16 protein-coding genes are annotated in these 17204 nt (G+C 42.9%); 2 read left to right on the forward strand and 14 right to left on the reverse strand.

Going from position 1 to position 17204, the window contains the following annotated elements; genetic code table 11:
• Positions 1-95: 95 nt before the first annotated feature.
• From ACO06Y_RS22865 to ACO06Y_RS22895, 7 genes are all read right to left on the reverse strand, one after another.
• On the reverse strand, positions 96-1727 hold the full coding sequence (locus ACO06Y_RS22865) for an amidohydrolase (RefSeq protein WP_422081381.1): 1632 nt from the start codon (positions 1725-1727) through the stop codon (positions 96-98).
• Between the two features lie 156 nt (positions 1728-1883).
• Complete coding sequence (locus ACO06Y_RS22870) at positions 1884-2321, reverse strand: hypothetical protein (RefSeq protein ID WP_422081382.1); 438 nt, start codon at positions 2319-2321, stop codon at positions 1884-1886.
• A 60-nt stretch (positions 2322-2381) separates the two neighbouring features.
• The gene (locus tag ACO06Y_RS22875; RefSeq protein WP_422081383.1) at positions 2382-3140 is read right to left on the reverse strand and encodes an NYN domain-containing protein; all 759 of its coding nucleotides are present in this window, start codon (positions 3138-3140) and stop codon (positions 2382-2384) included.
• Between the two features lie 61 nt (positions 3141-3201).
• Complete coding sequence (locus tag ACO06Y_RS22880; RefSeq protein ID WP_422081384.1) at positions 3202-4308, reverse strand: OmpA family protein; 1107 nt, start codon at positions 4306-4308, stop codon at positions 3202-3204.
• 107 nt (positions 4309-4415) lie between these two features.
• Positions 4416-5549, reverse strand: coding sequence for an OmpA family protein (locus ACO06Y_RS22885; RefSeq protein WP_422081385.1), 1134 nt, complete (start codon positions 5547-5549; stop codon positions 4416-4418).
• Between the two features lie 128 nt (positions 5550-5677).
• The gene (locus ACO06Y_RS22890) at positions 5678-7435 is read right to left on the reverse strand and encodes a TonB-dependent receptor (protein ID WP_422081386.1); all 1758 of its coding nucleotides are present in this window, start codon (positions 7433-7435) and stop codon (positions 5678-5680) included.
• 31 nt (positions 7436-7466) lie between these two features.
• Positions 7467-10490, reverse strand: coding sequence for a tetratricopeptide repeat protein (locus ACO06Y_RS22895; RefSeq protein WP_422081387.1), 3024 nt, complete (start codon positions 10488-10490; stop codon positions 7467-7469).
• Positions 10491-10734: 244 nt separating this feature from the next.
• Here ACO06Y_RS22895 and ACO06Y_RS22900 point away from each other — a divergent pair, with 244 nt between their 5' ends.
• Positions 10735-11418, forward strand: coding sequence for a cell division ATP-binding protein FtsE (locus ACO06Y_RS22900; RefSeq protein WP_422081388.1), 684 nt, complete (start codon positions 10735-10737; stop codon positions 11416-11418).
• A gap of 5 nt (positions 11419-11423) precedes the next feature.
• On the opposite strand, the gene ACO06Y_RS22905 is transcribed toward ACO06Y_RS22900, so the two are convergent.
• From ACO06Y_RS22905 to ACO06Y_RS22915, 3 genes are read right to left on the reverse strand one after another with little or no spacing between them, the layout of a single operon-like run.
• Positions 11424-11771, reverse strand: a complete 348-nt coding sequence (locus ACO06Y_RS22905) for a VOC family protein (protein WP_422081389.1) — start codon at positions 11769-11771, stop codon at positions 11424-11426.
• A gap of 37 nt (positions 11772-11808) precedes the next feature.
• A complete protein-coding gene (locus ACO06Y_RS22910; RefSeq protein WP_422081390.1) occupies positions 11809-12321 on the reverse strand; it encodes a DUF2165 family protein in 513 nt (170 codons plus the stop codon).
• Between the two features lie 41 nt (positions 12322-12362).
• Positions 12363-13271: an alpha/beta hydrolase fold domain-containing protein gene (locus tag ACO06Y_RS22915; RefSeq protein ID WP_422081391.1), complete on the reverse strand. Its 909-nt coding sequence runs from the start codon at positions 13269-13271 to the stop codon at positions 12363-12365.
• Between the two features lie 510 nt (positions 13272-13781).
• Here ACO06Y_RS22915 and ACO06Y_RS22920 point away from each other — a divergent pair.
• Entirely contained in the window at positions 13782-13904 is a 123-nt protein-coding gene (locus ACO06Y_RS22920) for a hypothetical protein (RefSeq protein WP_422081392.1), read from the forward strand.
• A 61-nt stretch (positions 13905-13965) separates the two neighbouring features.
• Here the strand turns inward: ACO06Y_RS22920 and ACO06Y_RS22925 are convergent, their stop codons facing one another.
• From ACO06Y_RS22925 to ACO06Y_RS22940, 4 genes are all read right to left on the reverse strand, one after another.
• Positions 13966-14349, reverse strand: a complete 384-nt coding sequence (locus ACO06Y_RS22925) for a VOC family protein (protein WP_422084213.1) — start codon at positions 14347-14349, stop codon at positions 13966-13968.
• Positions 14350-14500: 151 nt separating this feature from the next.
• On the reverse strand, positions 14501-15313 hold the full coding sequence (locus ACO06Y_RS22930) for an AraC family transcriptional regulator (RefSeq protein WP_422081393.1): 813 nt from the start codon (positions 15311-15313) through the stop codon (positions 14501-14503).
• An 88-nt stretch (positions 15314-15401) separates the two neighbouring features.
• A complete protein-coding gene (locus ACO06Y_RS22935) occupies positions 15402-16196 on the reverse strand; it encodes a sugar phosphate isomerase/epimerase family protein (protein WP_422081394.1) in 795 nt (264 codons plus the stop codon).
• 159 nt (positions 16197-16355) lie between these two features.
• Positions 16356-17186 (reverse strand): methyltransferase domain-containing protein, encoded by an 831-nt coding sequence (locus ACO06Y_RS22940; RefSeq protein ID WP_422081395.1) that lies wholly within the window; start codon positions 17184-17186, stop codon positions 16356-16358.
• Positions 17187-17204: the final 18 nt, after the last annotated feature.

Consider the following 17204-nt stretch of genomic DNA (forward strand, 5'->3'; position numbering starts at 1 on the left):
GGAGTTTTTTTCTCCGGGTTTTTTTGTTGATGGAATCCGTATGTTATCACTTATAACGTATATTTTTATCACGTCATGGGGCCAAATTAATAGTTTTACTCTGCTATCTTTCCACCTATAAAAGTCTGCTCAGCCCTAAGATTTGGAATTTGTTCCAGCGGAATCTTCATGATATCATCACTAAGAATTACAAAATCGGCAAACTTTCCAACTTCTATACTTCCCTTTTCCTTTTCTTCAAAATTGGAGTATGCCGCCCAGATGGTCATTCCGCGCAAAGCTTCTTCCCTGGAAAGGGCTTCCTGGATCTGAAAACCTCCTTCGGGGTAATCGTTAAGGTCTTTACGGGTCACCGCTGCGTAAAAGGTCAGGAAGGGATTCACTTCCTCTACGGGAAAGTCGGTGCCCAAAGCCACCCTTCCGGATTTGTTCAACAAGGTTTTGAACGCATAGGCCCCATGAATACGTTCCTTACCCAAACGCTCCTCGGCCCAGTACATGTCACTTGTGGCATGGGTGGGTTGCACGGAAGGAATGATGCCCTCCTTGAAGTAATCAAAATCCATGGAATCCAGAACTTGGGCATGCTCTATTTTCCAACGCCTGTCCTCTTCTCCTTGGAGAAACTTCTTGTAGGATCTAAGTACTACGGCGTTGGCCGAGTCACCTATGGCATGTGTGTTCATTTGATATTCCGAAATGGCGATTCGTCTCGCCAGATCCTCAATTTCCCCTACCGGGGTCACCATAGCACCATAATGCCCGGGTAAATCCGAATAGGGCTGTTTTAAAACGGCTCCCCGCGAACCCAATGCTCCGTCCGCATATACTTTTACGGAGCGAACATTTAGCCTATCGGTCTTAAAAGGTGTCCGATACAAATAGTGATCCAGGTTTTCCTTCGTATTACTTACCATGGCATAAATACGAATGGAAAGTTCCCCGGTCTGTTGCAGACTATCTATGAGCTCTATAATTTCACGATCAAGACCAGCATCGTTTACAGTGGTAAGGCCATTGGTAAAACAAATCTGTTGGGCATCCTTTAACGCCTGGATCTTCGTTTCCAAGGTCGGTGGCGGGACTATTGCATCGATAAGACGCATGGGGTTGTCGATCAAAACACCGGTAATACCTTGAATTTCGTTATCCCATTTTTTAACAATCTCTCCCCCATCCACTTGGGTTCTCCAGTCAATTCCGGCCATGTTCAGCGCTTTTTGGTTGACCAACAAAGCATGGCCATCTATCCTTCTAAGAGCAACCGGAGTGTTCGGAAATAGGCTATCCAGTTGCTTCCTGGTCGGAAATTCCTTGACCTCCCAATCGTTCTGGTCCCAACCCCTGCCCAAAATAAAATCCTTGGGATTTGCATTTTGAAATACCGATACACGTTCCAAAACCTCCTCATAACTTTTGGTCCCCGATAAATCGATCACCTGTTGATTCAGTCCGAGGCCATAAAAATGACAATGGGCATCTATTAGTCCTGGAACAATTGTACGTCCATCGGCATCTATGATTACTTCCGAGGAATATTTGCCTTGGATTTCCTCCGTACCCCCAATTGCCACAAATTTTCCTTCATTGACGGCAAATGCCTCTGCCTTGGAAAAGTCGTTATCGACCTTATACACATTGGCGTTCAAGATTACAAAATCCACCTTTTCCTTGAGCAGTTCGCAACTGGGTAACATTAATACCAATAACCATATCAATTTTCTCATAACGCTCGCTACGTTTTAACCAAGGTAAAAAACGGATACCTATTCAGGTAGAGACCTGAACCATTCAAGGGGAATCAAATTTTAATCAAATACCTTTCGTAGGAAAAGGAAGGTTAGGGCTTATTCTATTGTGCTTGGATAGGAATGAAAATAGGTTTACTCAGGCGAAATACTCTTTACACCCTCTATAACGTAATCTCCTTCCGGTGAAGAACTTTTTCCGGACATTTTGCTTCCTTCAGCGGTCAAGTTAACCGTAACCAGCCCTCCTTCGATCATTAAGGTGAAACTTATGGTGTTCTTTTTTACAGTGACGTTCTCGCCGACGAAAGTTCCCATACCGGTCTGTACTTGAACCTGATATTGGCCATCTTGCCCAACAATCAATATAAGACCTTTGTCGTAGCCTTCTGGAGCACCTAGGGCGGTATATTCCCAGCCTCCTACCAAATTGTCACCAACCGTAATGGATTTCCCTTTTAAAACAATAGTTCCCTTAGAAGGTACGGTAGCATGTAGGACAAAACAAAAACTGAATGACAGAAAGGCCAGCATACCAAAAATTCCTCGGACGAGGTTAAATTGATTTTTCATTTGTACTATTTTAAAGGGTTGCACTTCGTACTGTTAAATGTATAAAAATAAATTTGTTCTTTATGATTTACCAGATCTTGTTTTTTCCTTGATCTTCACATAAATTAATTTCTTTTTCCCTCGCGAATCCTCACGCCGCTCTACCTCAAAACCGGGCAATGAGGCGATTAACGGGGTCAGTTTCTGAAAACCGTAGTTACGGGAATCGAAATTGGGCTGTTTTTTTTGGAGCAGGCTGCCTACGTCCCCCAAAAAGGACCATCCGTCATCATCGGCCACATCATCTATAGTGGTAGAAATTAGTTTGATTACCTTGGGCCCGATTTTATCCAGATTACTTTTCGTTTTGGTCTTCCGGGCACTGGTATCCAAGGTATCTTCTTCGGATCGATTCTTTAAGATTTCGAGATAAATGAAACGATCACAGGCTACGATAAAGGGATCGGGCGTTTTCTTCTCCCCGATTCCAAATACTTGCATTCCGGCTTCACGAAGCCTAGTGGCCAAACGCGTAAAATCGCTATCGCTGCTTACCAGACAAAACCCGTCTACTTTGCCTGAATATAAAATATCCATGGCATCGATTATCATGGCGGAATCCGTCGCGTTCTTTCCAGTGGTGTAACCATATTGCTGAATTGGGGTAATGGCATTTTCAAGAAGAACGTTCTTCCATTTCCCCAAGCGGGGATTGGTCCAATCCCCATAAATTCGTTTGATCGTGGGGTTTCCGTACTTAGCGATTTCCTCCATCATTTCCTTTACGTACCCGGCAGGTGCGTTATCTCCATCTATCAATACGGCCAGTCTTGTATCCATGACTATCTCCTGATTTCATACAAAGTACGGAGATTACAACCAAATACAAACGCATATGCGATTATTCTTGCTTCGAAATTACGAACTCTACCCGTCTGTTTTGTCCGCGCCCCGTTTCGGTCGTATTGTCGGCAACAGGTTTTGTACCACCATGTCCGTGCCACAGGATTCTTTCCCTGGATAATCCCAGATGTACGAGATAGTCCGCTACGGATCTTGCCCTTTCTTGGGATAGGTGCCGATTGTAGGCTAAGGAGCCTATAGAATCCGTATGCCCGTGAATTTGTATTTTGAGGGAGGTATCGTCCGCTAGATATTGGAAAATTTTCCGTACTTCGGTTTTCTCGTTGTCCAATAATTGTGACCCATCAAATTCAAAAAGTACATTTTTAAAGATATGGATTTGATCTAATGCGATACCTTCCATTTCATCCTCGAGGTCGTTTTCCAGGGGATGGTATTCCCTATCCATTTCTTCAACGGACTCCACCTTGAACATATCTATATAGTAGTAGGCTCCCTTCTTGGCATAGCGTTTGGTCTTAAATAACCTAGTGCGGGCATTGTTCTCAAAGTTCCCCACGGTCATAAAACTCTCCCATCCCCTGCCCGTAAACTCCATTTGCACCAAGACCCAGCCCTGGGTATCCGAGTAAAAATCAGTATGGGAGATTTGCAAAGTACGATATTTGTTTTCCTTGTTCTTATACAATACTGCTTTTGAAAGCTCCTTTCTCCTTGCAGATTGCAATCTATCCTTGGAAAACAATACTCCGAATTCCTTTACGGCAAAGTCCGATTGTTCCGCCAAGCTCACATAAAAGGAAACGCGATACTTTTTCCCAAGTTCCAAAGTCTGTGTAAGCTCGGCTTGAAGGTATTCCCGATAATCCTCCGGGGCATACATATAAAATCCGGCATAACCGGTTCCAAAATCCGCAGGCTGATTCCCATTAAAATTTTTGGGCGTACCCATGGCCGTACTACAACCATTAAAATAGTCCGTGGAGCCTTTTGACGGTGTAGACCAGGATAGGACATCCTCATTGAAATTACCCAATCGCACTGGGCAATGGAGATAGTTCTCAAAACTTGGATTTTTTATCAGGTTTTGAGCGATAGCACCCACAGCGGCCAACATACAACAGAATATAATTACATATTTCATAGCCCTATCGAAAATATGAAAATAACCGGCGTATATGGGAAAACCTCGGCAAATGACCTTATTTTAGAGTCGTTTGCGTCATGCAAGCATTTGAACCATTCCTACTATTAGTCCTTGGAGTCCTCGAACAAGGTCTCGGTCAACGAAGTATTGTCGTCAAAGGCGGTCTTTGAAATAACAAATTCAGCGCGTCTATTCCTTCTTTTTCCTTCAGCGGTAGTATTATCGGCTACTGGTTTTTCACCTCCATGCCCCTTCCACCGTATTCTATGATCTTCAAGACCTAGGGAAGTCAAATATCTTGCAACCGCCCTGGCCCTGTTCGAGGACAGTGTTTTGTTATATTGATCCGACCCGTCACTATCCGTATGGGCATGGACGGTCACAAAAAAGGAAGGATTTTCCTTAAGTTCCCCATAAAGTGCGTCCAAACTTTCCTTCGCCCTTGTGTTAAGTTCATATTTGTCCGTAGGGAACAAAACGTCTTCCAAAACATAGGTTTTATCCAATTTCAAATCATCGTGGGATGGTGTATCGTTTAAAGGAACTACGGAGACCATATCCAAATAATAATAGGCTGCTTTCTTTGTTCCTTTCAACTCCATAATTTTGGTACCGGCGTTATTCCTGAAATTTCCAATAACCAAATAATTCTCGTTACCATCGGCCACAATTTCCTTGTAAACCCGCATCCATTTGGTTTTGTCCGCATAAAACCCCTTATTCGTTACATGTGTGTAATTATATGAATTCGCCTTGCCTATCCGCTCCGTTATTTTAAATGCTTCCCTGGTAGGTATTTTCACTTTCTTTTTGGAGAACAGAATGCCGATATCCCCAATGGCGTATTTGGATCTGTCCGCGAGGCTTATATAGAAGCTGATTGCATATTTTTTGCCCTTGGTCAATGTCCTTGATAATTTGCCTTGTAGGTATTCCCTATAGTTGTTGGGAGCCATCATATAAAAGCCGGCATAACCATTGCCAAACTCGCTGTTTTGTTCCCCATTGAAATTTTGTGGGATGCCCATGGCACTGCTACAATCATTGAAATAATCCGTTGTACCCTCGGTAGGTACGGACCAATTTCTTACATCGTCCGTCATATTACTGGGAGTTTTGGGACACTCATTAAAAAGTTCAAAACTGGGATTTACCACTAGGTTTTGGGCGAAAATGGTAGTAGAGCTTACTACAAAAAGAATTGTCAGCTTACACTTTATAGTTATTTTGAATGGCATAAATTAGGTTTCGGGCAAAAATCCGTACCTAATAACGTAAATATTGAACGCAATATTACATTCATGTCTGTCTAGCAAACCTTTAGACAATCACATTCCTCAAAAAATGACAGGCCTAAAGAAGGGAATCAAAAATCGAACTTATAGGTAGCCCCCCCAAGAATCTGGAAACCCTGGACCGGAAAGTTGGCCCATCGCTGGTAATTATTATTGGCAATATTGGCGGCACGAACAAAAACGGATAATTGGTCATTTAATCGGTGACCCACATGGGCATTGGCATCAAAGAAACTATCCAGAGTAATTATGGTAGCCGGAAAATCCGAAGGTTCCACGTTTTCAACCGCTACCGTTGCAAAGTCCTCCCGCTCACCTACATAGAACAGATTGGCGCCCATATACCATTTTTCCCCGATTTGATAATCCAGAAAAAGTGAGCCTTGTAGGTTGGGAAGGTTCCAAGCCGGATTGTCGGTTTCCGTATCATAATCATATACTTCCGCATTGATGCCCAAGGAAAAGTTTCGGTTTACGTCCACATTCAATTCACCAAATATGCCAATGGTCTTTATATCATCATAAAAGACCTCAAAAGAGTTCCCATAGTAATATCCTTTTTCATCGGTCCTAAATGTATTTTGCGGGTTTAATGTAAACAAGGGCCTTCGGTTCTCCGCCGTATAGGAACCTTTGATGTTATAACTCAAATTGGGCAATAATTGTCCCCGTAGTCCCAAGTAGGCATCGTATTGCCTGTCCGTGGGAACAATGGTCAAGGTAGGCGAAACAAAAGGATTGTCCTCTACAAAACCATAGTAGGAGTTCTGTCTTAACTCTCCCTCAACACCGCCATAAACGATGGCCACCTCCTCCAATAAACGATAGGAGGCGGTTACAGCGGGATAGATATAAAAATTGCTATCACTGCGTTCCGTATCCAATCCGTAGACCAAGTTTACACCAAGGTTTAAGGATAAATCGTCCCGGAACATGGTCAAGCTGGGGTTGATCCCCACCTGGAATTGGCTATAGTTTATCCCATTAAGATTAGCCGTATTATTGACATCGGCATTTTCAAAACTTCCGTTTACGTAATCGACTTTGGCATTAATACCAAGGGACTCTTCGTTTAGGGGAAACTCAAAGCCTGTTTTAAAAACGGCCCTGTTCTCCCCGGATTTTATAGCATCCCAAAATCGGCGATATTCCAACGATGCATTCTGAAAAAAGGAATCTTCCAGATTAACATGGCCGGATACCTCGGCCATGTAATAATTTTGCCTTTCGTCAATTGCATTTACCGTAGCTTCATCAAAAACACCTACGGGAAGCCCATACCAATTGTAGAGTTGATGCTGTACCCCTAGGTCCACGCCCCAATCCAAATCACGGTCCCTTTTTTTATAAGCGGCTTCCAACTCCGTATCGGAATAAATATTGTCCAACACTACCCCATCTATATCGCCTCTGGTAGAATTATGATCCAGACCCAGGGTAAATCCCGACTCCCTGTCAATGGTCCTACTGGTATAAAACTTGGCCATTAAATTGGCCGGGTTGCCCCCGCCCGCAGAAGCATAGGAATTGTACAGTACCGGTGGCGGGGTCTTCTTTACCCTTGATGCCTGTCCCTTGGCCGGAGTAAAGGTAGAGGCCACGGGAACCGAGTTGATACTATAGGTTATATCCTTTTTCTGAAGTGCTATGGAATCATTGAACAGGGGGACGGACTTGATCTTAAAGGCATCCGAAATAGTAGGGGTATACGCTTTGGTCACGGTCACGGTTTCGGTTCCGATATCATCCTGGCCCTCTTCCTGTCCAAAAACGGCAAGGCAAACTCCCAAGAATAGCATTAAGCTTGTAGTAATCTGTTTTTGTATCATGTGTTCTCTCCTCTTAGAAACTTGGGTCATCTTAATTGCCGTCGGTATTTATTGAAGAATTGCTTTGGGCTTCCTTGGCCTTTATAATGGCCAGCTCGCCTTGAGCCTCCGTCACGATTTCCGGGAATTGGGAAAAATTGGCGATTACACTGTCCAAGATATACGTGGCTTGATAGGCATCATCCAGGGCATAAAAGTTCTTGGCCATAATGATCAGCCCTTTACCTCCCCACTCCTTGTAGGCCGCATAATCCTTCGCCAATTTTTGTACGGCCGTATTGGAAGACTCATAATCGCTGGACTTATTTTTAAAGTAGGCATCGTAGTATAGGGCCTCTGCAGCCGTGGCACCGGATGCAATTTTCAGTACGCCCTTGTATGCGGATTCGGCCTTGGCTTCATTGCCTGTGGCCATGGCGGAACGTGCTATCATAATCTGTGCATCACTTTTGATACGATTGTCAATATTGCCATTGGCCAATACCTTATCCGCATATTCCAAAGTTTTGGAGTAATTCTTCTGGCCGTAATAGCCCTTCATTAAATTGGATTGCGCAAATGTTCGGTTTTGTTGAATGTTCGCCACATTTTCCAACCGTTCCAAATAGGGAAGTGCCTTATCATAATCCTTTTCACCGATATATATCTCGCATACCCGCGTCAATGCTTGTTCACCATACTCGCTTCCGCCCTTATCCGCCACAAAAATGTAGTACGGAAGGGCTTTTTCTTTTTCTCCCTTGGCGAAGTAAAGTTGCGCTAGATTAAAATTTGCTCGTACCGCGTGTAAGCCATTGGGAAACTGTTTTACATATTTTTCATAACCTTTGATGGCTGCATCCTTTTTGCCCTCCAGGTTTTGTTTGTTGGCGGATTCAAAAGTGGCGTTGTCCAATTCGGAATCCGTAACCTCTACAAAATCCAAGTTCTCCACCCATGCCGCATATTCGTCCACACGACCCATGTCCACATAGATCAATTTGGCCGTGGCCACTGCCTGAATGGCCTCTTGGGTATTGGGATAATCCCTTACGACCGATTTGAATTTGCCCAAGGCCTGATCGTTCCGGTTGGCATTGTAGTGTACCAGACCCTGCCGCATCATGGCCTGGGGAACCAAAGAGCTTCCCCTATACTCGTTGATGAGTCTATTATAGCTCTGTAACCCTTTTTGCTCTTCACCCGATGTGATATAGGTATTGCCCAATTCAAAAAGGGCATCATCCTTTAAGGTAGAATTTGGATATCTCCGCACAAAGGAATTGAGCTCTTCGATTTTGGTATTTCCACGACCGATAAAACCATAACTCAAGGCTTTATGATAGGCGGCATAGTCCTTTTGCGGCCCGGTCAAGGCTAAGGCCTTGTTGTAAGTCTCTATGGCCGGCCAATATTTGCTGGTCACAAAATAACTGTCCCCCAGACGTAAATAGGTATCATACAGCTTTTGAGTATCCGAAGGACTGGACTGGGCATAGGCATTAAAACTGGATATGGTATTCCCGTAATCCTTCAACTTAAAATAAGCATAACCCAGATTATAGTCCATATCCTCATACTCTTCCGTAAGCTTGGCACTCGGGTTTTGCTTAAATTGTAGATAACTTGCCAAAGCATCATCAAAGCGGTTGAGCAGATAGAGCGATTCGGCCTTCCAATAACTGGCCCTTGCCTCGAACAGGGCATCCTCGGCACCATTCAAAGATTTGTCAAAAATTTCGGCGGCGGCCGCATAATCCCCATCAATAAAAAGTTCCGTTCCCAGATAGAAGGCCACTTTCTGATACGTGGTCTTGCTCGCAAAATTCCGGTTCTTCTCCAAAAGCTCCATAGCACCCCTAAAGTTCTTCGAGGAGATGTAGGAATCTACCAAAAGCTCCTGCATTTCCTGAGTATGCGCATCGTTGGGGTAGCGTTCCAAGTAATTGGAGATAACTTGTGGAACAGGTTCATAGGCATTCCCGATTTCATAGCTTAGCCGGGCATAGTTCAAATAAGCATCCTTTTGAATCTCCGGTGAAAAATCCATTTGGGAGGCATTTCTAAAAGCGTTGAGCGCCTCAGGTTTCTTTTCCAGATTCAGATAGCATTCGGCCAGATGATAATAAGCATTTTGGGAAACACTATTGGTACCCCCGATAATCTTGTTGAACTGCTGAATGGCGTTGGCGAAATCACCCTGTTTGTAATAACAATAGCCCAGAAGATAATAATCCGTATTGTTCCATTTTCCACGTTTGCCCTTATATTCCTCCAAATAGGGAATTGCATTGGCATACTGGCCCAAATTAAAATAGCTCTCCCCTATTATTTTGTTGAGTTCGGAAATCTCATTTCGGTTGGATTTGGGCAGTTGCTTCTTGGCTAAGGCAATGGCCTCCTCGAACTTGCCCAATTTAAAGTTCATATCCGCCTGATAGTAGGAGAGCTTTTCTTCCAATACCTCTTGGTCCGTAATTTGATCAAAACGCTCATTGGCCGTTTCATAATCGTCCTGCTGATAGGAGATATAACCCAAATAATATTTGGCCTGGGACGAATAGACCGGGGAATTGGCCACCTTGCTTAAATAACGTTCCGCCTCTTTGGGCTTTTTGGAGGAAAACAAGGAATAGCCATAGTTAAAGTTGAACTTGTCCATCTCGTTTCGGGAAAGTGCGTTTTGATCGACTTTCTTGTACCATTTCAAGGCGTAGGGATACTTTCCCGTTTCAAAATAGTATTCGGCCACATCGGCGAAAGCGGAATTCCGTTTGGTAGAAGTCGGATATTTTTCCACAAAGTCCTCCATAAGCCGATCCGCCCCATATTGGTTTAGGCGTACCGCGGCATTGGCCTCGTAATAGGCACTGTTGGCCTTGGTCTCCAAATCCTGGGTACTGTTCTTCACCTTGGCAAAAATGGTCTGGGCCGCTTGGTACTGCTCGTTGTTGTACAGGGCCAGGGCATCTTGATAATCCTTTTTGTCGTGGGTGTAGATTTTGGTCTCCTGGGCGAATCCCAAACAAAACATCCCCAGAAAAATGGGGAGAAAGGCGGTATTTTTTTTCAACATAGTGTTCTAACTATTTATCGATAACCGGATGTTATATACAGTAACGACAAATATCGTTCCTAAGTATATCCTAACCTTCAAAGAAAAAGATTTTTAAAAACGATGTATTCCTTTTCCACGGGAACTTATTACTTTTATATCAACAAAGGGAGTACCCTATAAAAGTTCCGAGTACGAATTGGGAGAATTAAAGGAACATCCATGTAATCCAATCCCGATCCGATAACCCATTAACGCAGACAAAATGCCGGAAACAATCCTGGAATTGAATGAGGCCACTATTTTCCAAAAGGAAATTATGATCTTGACCGAAGTGAACCTGAAGGTCCATAAAGGGGAATTCGTATACCTTATCGGAAAGACGGGAAGCGGAAAAAGCAGTTTTATGAAGACCCTATATGCCGATATTCCACTTCGACAGGGCGATGGAACCATAGTGGGTTACGACCTGAGGTTGCTCAAGGAAAAGGATATCCCCTTTTTACGCAGAAGATTGGGCATCGTTTTCCAGGATTTTAAATTGTTGCCCGATAGGAATATCAAAAATAATCTACTTTTTGTGCTTAAGGCCACAGGCTGGAAGGATCCGGTAAAAATGGACAAGCAGATCGAAGAGGTCTTGGACAAGGTGGGTATGAAGACCAAAGGGTTTAAATTTCCACATGAAATTTCAGGAGGGGAACAACAACGCATCGCCATTGCCCGTGCCCTACTCAATGATCCGGAACTTATCCTAGCGGACGAACCGACAGGAAACCTGGATCCCCAGACCAGTGTAGAGGTTATGAAGGTGCTGCAGGACATTAACAAATCCGGGCGGACCATACTGATGGCCACCCATGATTATGCCTTGATCTTGAAATTTCCGTCAAAAACCCTTAAATGCGATAGCAACCGTGTTTTTGAAGTGGTACAACGGGCGGTTTAATACAATTATTTATCGGACCAAACAGCCAACTCATTTTCGGATGGGTCGGCGAAATGGAATCTACGACCTCCCGGAAAGGAAAAAATATCTTTTGTGATTTTTCCCCCGGCTTCCATAATCCTACTCTTTATAAGATCGAGATTGCTATGGTACAGAACGACCAATGCCCCATTTACAATGGCGGTATCCGTTTTTTCAAAGCCACCCTCAAGCCCGCTATCTGAAAAAGCCGTATAGGTGGGCCCATAATCCTTAAAAGTCCAGTCAAAAGAGGCCTTGTAGAATTCCTTGGTTTCCTCTAGGTCTTTCGCTTTGAACTCCACATAATTGATATGACTGTTCTTTGCATCCATGTTTGCACTAGTTTTAGTTTTATATGTTTGATTACTGCTAATTTGTAAGTTCTTCATCCTTAAGATGTAAAAGGATAAGGGTCAGCACTATAAATGTCACAATTCTTTCGGCACTACTCAATCCATTCCAAACGGTACTCTGCCACATAGCGAACCACTCGCCCCCGATTACCTCAAAACCAAAGAACCAAATGAGTATTCCCACAATAAGTCCGGCAATGGACCATTTCTTGGCAGCATGAAAGGTGGTGGCATCACTTTTTAGATTTTTGAAAAGAACCCAACTTCCTTTTAAGCAACAAAATGCCATTACTGCTTCCAGGATAATAAGTAAAATATATCCGGCATGTATCAATATGGGATTATTAATGTCCCGATACTGAATATTGCTATCGGGGAATATGGTATCCATCTTTAGGACATGTTCCACAAAATTATAGTTGGTGTAATAGTCGGTGGTGTTCCCGATGACGATGATCAAGGCCATAATTCCTATGGCGAATACGGAAGCAGTTTTGGCAATTCGAAGTAACAAAGCTGTTGAATACATTTTCAATTTATTGAATGGGTCCACCTTGGAAATTCTTCCACTTACGGTTCAAGAAAGGCCCAAATACCATCAAATATCGCTGCCAATTCCTCCGCTGAAAAATTACCGTGTTTTTTACCAGGAACCTTGATGAGACGATTTTTAATTTTTTCATCATCCAGGTGTTTGTGCAAAGCGATGGATTGCCCAATTGCCACGTTTACATCGGCATCTCCATGGATACTTAATATAGGCGGGGTATGCTTTGTGATATAATTTATGGGGGAAGTTAAGTCATAATACATGTCCAAATCGCCTTCCCATTTATCCGAAATCGTTTTGGTATAGGAGGGATCGTCCCAGAACTTAATTGCTTTCCCTACATCTGTTATGCCATACCAATTTATAATTCCTGCAATTTTTCGATCCTTTGGATTGGATAGGATGTCTTGTCTGGCCCTATCATCCATCATACCGGTCAGCATGGCCATATGGCCTCCTGCGGATTCTCCGGATACATACATACGATCGGGGTCGAACTTGTATTTGGAAGAATTTTCCAAAACCCAATTCACGGCATCGTTGCAATCGTCCAAACAACCGATAAGATCGGTTTTATCCAATAATCTATAATCTACGTTCACTACACACCAACCTTTTTCCAAATAGGGTAGCAGACCCAAAAATCTTGAAGTCCTTTCCCCCTCTACCCAACCACCTCCATGAAAATATATCAGTGTTGGTTTTAATTGCTCCGATAGAATATCCCAAGGTTCTTCTCCCAGTTTTAGAACGGGAACGTGTACATCCAGTTCAATATCCAGGGAATCAATCATTTTGTACACAATATTGGGAAACGTAGCAATGTTCTCGTGAATCCTATGGACACCGTTCATCGGATGGCTTTTTCTTTCACTACAGGACAACAAAATAAGGAAAGATAAAAATATGAGTCCCTTAAAAAATTTCATATTAACCAATTATACGGTTTATTTTTACTTAAACCCAAGAATTCGACCATGAAACATTGGGCACCGTTTTTAGCAGTAACAGACCAATTAGCAGGATTGGATTTCCGCTTATTACCTATTCTCTACTACAAATGAAAGCATGTTGTTTAGGATAGGAACACCTTTGAATGAATTTTAACAAAATATTCAAAGTTACTGGACAAAACCCCTTTTTTCCTTTTGACAAAGGTGATTTGCAGCCTAAATTGGCATTTAAAGGCCTAAAATGGCTTTCTAAGAGCAGATACTACCTGTATGGTATCTTGAAGTTTTGAAGGGGAGCTTTCCGTAGAAACGCGGAGTTAAAACCCGGCTTCATCAAATCGCTGTCAACTCCCGCTCCGTAGGGCTTACCGAGGTGTTAAACTCTTCTTAAACCTGTAAGATTATCGGCATTTATACGTCTTACTGTATGTGTAAAAAGGGACGCCTATTGCGCCCATCACAACAAACAAATAACGAAGTAAAAAAATGAAACATACAAAGAAGCAACGTAAGGAAAACTACAGCGCTACCGAAAGGTCCTTGACCCGACACGAAAGCTGGAGAAATCACCGTAGGCATACCACATTGGCACTGATACGGTTTTCATAAGAATCCGAAAAGGGGAGCAAATGCTCCCCTTTTTTTATGTTATCGGTGTTGGCTTTGGTTTTTATTCCACGGTGGGTTTTGTAAAGGTAACCAGGTCAATTCCAATACCGTTCGGGTCAACTATTGCGAAATGCCGGTCTCCCCAAGGTTCGTCCCTTAATTCAATAGCTATGGGCACCCCTTTGCCCTTGATTTTTTTGTATAGTTGGTCTACATCGTCCACCTCTATGGTCAGATACATCCCCTTCCCATTAAACGGTCTCTGAAATATGGGTTGTTGAGTGGGATGGTTAGGTTTTAAGAAGCTTAGTTCCGCCTGTTTGCCGGGGGCATGCAAAAGGAGGTAGAACTCATTTTCAAAGGTTACCCCAAAGTCGAGATTCTTCATGTAAAAATCCTTTGTTTCGACCAATTTCTCCGTAATTACTCCCGCGTTTAGTTTCATAGTATTACTGGTTTTGTGTGGTGTTTGCGAAAATCCGGTGGCAACGGCTCCTACAAACAGCAAAGTGATTAAAGTTTTCATACGTTGTATTTTTTTGTATCAAACAAAGGTATTGGGGAACCTTCGGGTACCATTGTAAAAATCGGACATATTAGCGAAATGCCCGGGTCGGGGTTACCCCATAGAAATTCTTGAAATCCTTGATGAAGTGCGATTGGTCATAGAAGCCTACATCATAGAACAACTTGTTCTGGGTGAGGTTTTGTAGGGAAGGTTTGGCATTAAGGATATTCTGAAAGCGAACTACTTTACTAAAGGTTTTGGGCGTTGTTCCGATATAATGATTAAAAATCCGTCGTAATTGTCTTGGGCTTACCCCAATATCCAATTTCGACTCCGTTTCAATAGTGCCCCAATTTTTTAAAATAAGATATAAGGCCTTATACAATCGATAATCCTTATCAAATTCCACTGTACTAAAAACACTACCCATTATCCGATCCAGATGGACCGCTACCCATTTCAAATCCATCTTTGGGGAAATATGCCGTGCCAGGCTTTGCGCAATTTTCGGCAGGACGAGTTCCAAACTTTCGGCTTTATTACTCAGTTCCTGGGCGTTGACCTGAAACAATTGCGGCACCATGGAGGGAAAAAATCGAATGCCAACATAATCAAAGGAGTTCTCCAGGGGAAATTCGGTGTACTCTTTACAAAAGCCCATGATAAAACTTTCGGAAACATTCTGGTTGTTGAAAAAAATATCGATACAACCATCTGCCACCACCCGATAATTGAATTGATGGGCAAGTGGTTCCAAAGTCTTCAACTGCCAGTAACAATAGATAACGTTCCGAAGGGCGGGATCGGGTAAAATTTCACGATAGGAAACAATTTTAAACGAAGGGAGAATAGTGGGTTGTACAGGTCTGTACAGTGTTTTTATCGATTCAAATTCTTTCACACCCTGATTTCATTTTCAAAAGATACTCGATCCATCTAGATTCTTATACCAAGTTTACTGATTCCGAATAACATCCTAGGAACATCCCCTATTTAAAGTTCATCCTTCTTAAACCATTTAAATTTGCCTTCAGTACCAGCTCCACATCCTTTTCCGCTACATGGCCTAGTATACCAAAATCCCCCGTATACCCTTTTTCCAATAGTAGTTGGATCATTTCTTTTTCATAATCCCCCTCCCCTATGGTAAGAATTTTAGGTCCTTCCTTTCTAAGGCCACTGAGGTTTACATACCAAAGATACGGTAGTATGGTGTCTATCATCTCCGGGAACGCATCTATTTGGTGGTGGGCATGATGAAAGTTATAGACCAGACCCAGATCCTCGTCCGGCAAGGCCTTGATGATTTGTATCTGATTCCTGGGCTCCCCAAACCAATCACCATGATTGTACAGCCCTATCTTACAGCCCAAAGCGGTTGCCCTTTTACTCAAAAAAGCAATCATTTCCGTTCCCTTTGCTACCGCTTCGGAATTGGATAAACCTTCAAAAAAATTGGCGGCGAAACTCACCCAAATCTGTCCCTTGTAATCGACTTCCTCGATAACTTCAAACACCTTTTCGTTGGAGTCGCTTAACTTTCCCAAAGTGTCCCCTCGAGCATCTATCCACATCCAAACCGATATGACCTTAACCCCCTGCTTTTTGGCCCATTGTAATTCTTCTGCCATTTGGGCAAGATGTTCCTCTCGCCAATCATAGGCGTATTTTGTGATGCCCATCTTCTTGAGCATGGCTATCCTAGCCTCTGGAGATCGTTCCAAACGGTCATAGGGAACAATACACCAAGCATATATGTTATCCATACCGATGCCTTGTGCCATTGCTCCGTTTTTGCAAAAAACAGTTAGTAAAATCAAAAGTATCAATGCTGGCCCATTCCATTTCATATAACATGTATTTTAGATTTGGTAGAGGACGCACAACTACTATTACCTAATCCCGGTCCCTACATTTATCCTGTATGCGACGGTGATTTAACATCATATCCATTTCCTGTAGGCCCCACTCTGGAGTGCCAACGTACCTTGTTTCAAATGAGTCAAAAGGTTTAGTATTTTGGGTTTTGTAGTTTCTCCCATTAAAACATTCAACCCGATTTTAGGCGGACCCAATTTCTTGAGTTTTGCAATAAAGGCCTCAAAAAAATCGACACCTGCCTTGGTTTGGTCCTGGAAATGGACTTTAGAAAATCCCAAATCGCTCAATATCCGTTCCATATCCTCCGATTTAAAAAGGAAGCTTTGGCCCCCATTACTTGCCCAAGGCATGGGATAACCTATTTCACCTTCCCTATTCTTAAAAATGTCATAATACAACAAATATCCTCCCGGTTTCAACACCCTAAAAATTTCAAAATAGAATTTATCCTTATCCGGAATATTCATTTGGACATGTTGCGTCCAAACAACATCAAAAGTTTTTTCCTTAAACGGCAGATCCGTAGCGTTCCCTTGTACAAAAGTAGTTCTATCGGAAAGCTCCACCAATTTGGATAGTTTAGTGGCCGTTCTGATGTATTCGGCACTCAAATCGATTCCCGTGCATTTACAATCAAATTCATCGGCTAGCATTCGGCATGGTCCTCCTAGACCACAGCCTACATCCAAAACGCTTGCTCCCTTTAAATCAATGGTACCGGCCAGTTCTTGGGACACCGCTGCGCCACGTACATGAAACTCATCAACACCGGATAGGTCCGCCCTTGTAATTTTTTCCAAATCAATTCCTTGTTTGGTGAGTCGATTTAGGATATCCTCATAAAGGTCTTCCCTGAAATAATGATTTTCAATGATTTCGTGTAAATCCACCATATTTTAATTGTTCCATTT

This window comes from Ulvibacterium sp. (genome assembly GCF_965228935.1).
Classification (GTDB): domain Bacteria; phylum Bacteroidota; class Bacteroidia; order Flavobacteriales; family Flavobacteriaceae; genus Ulvibacterium.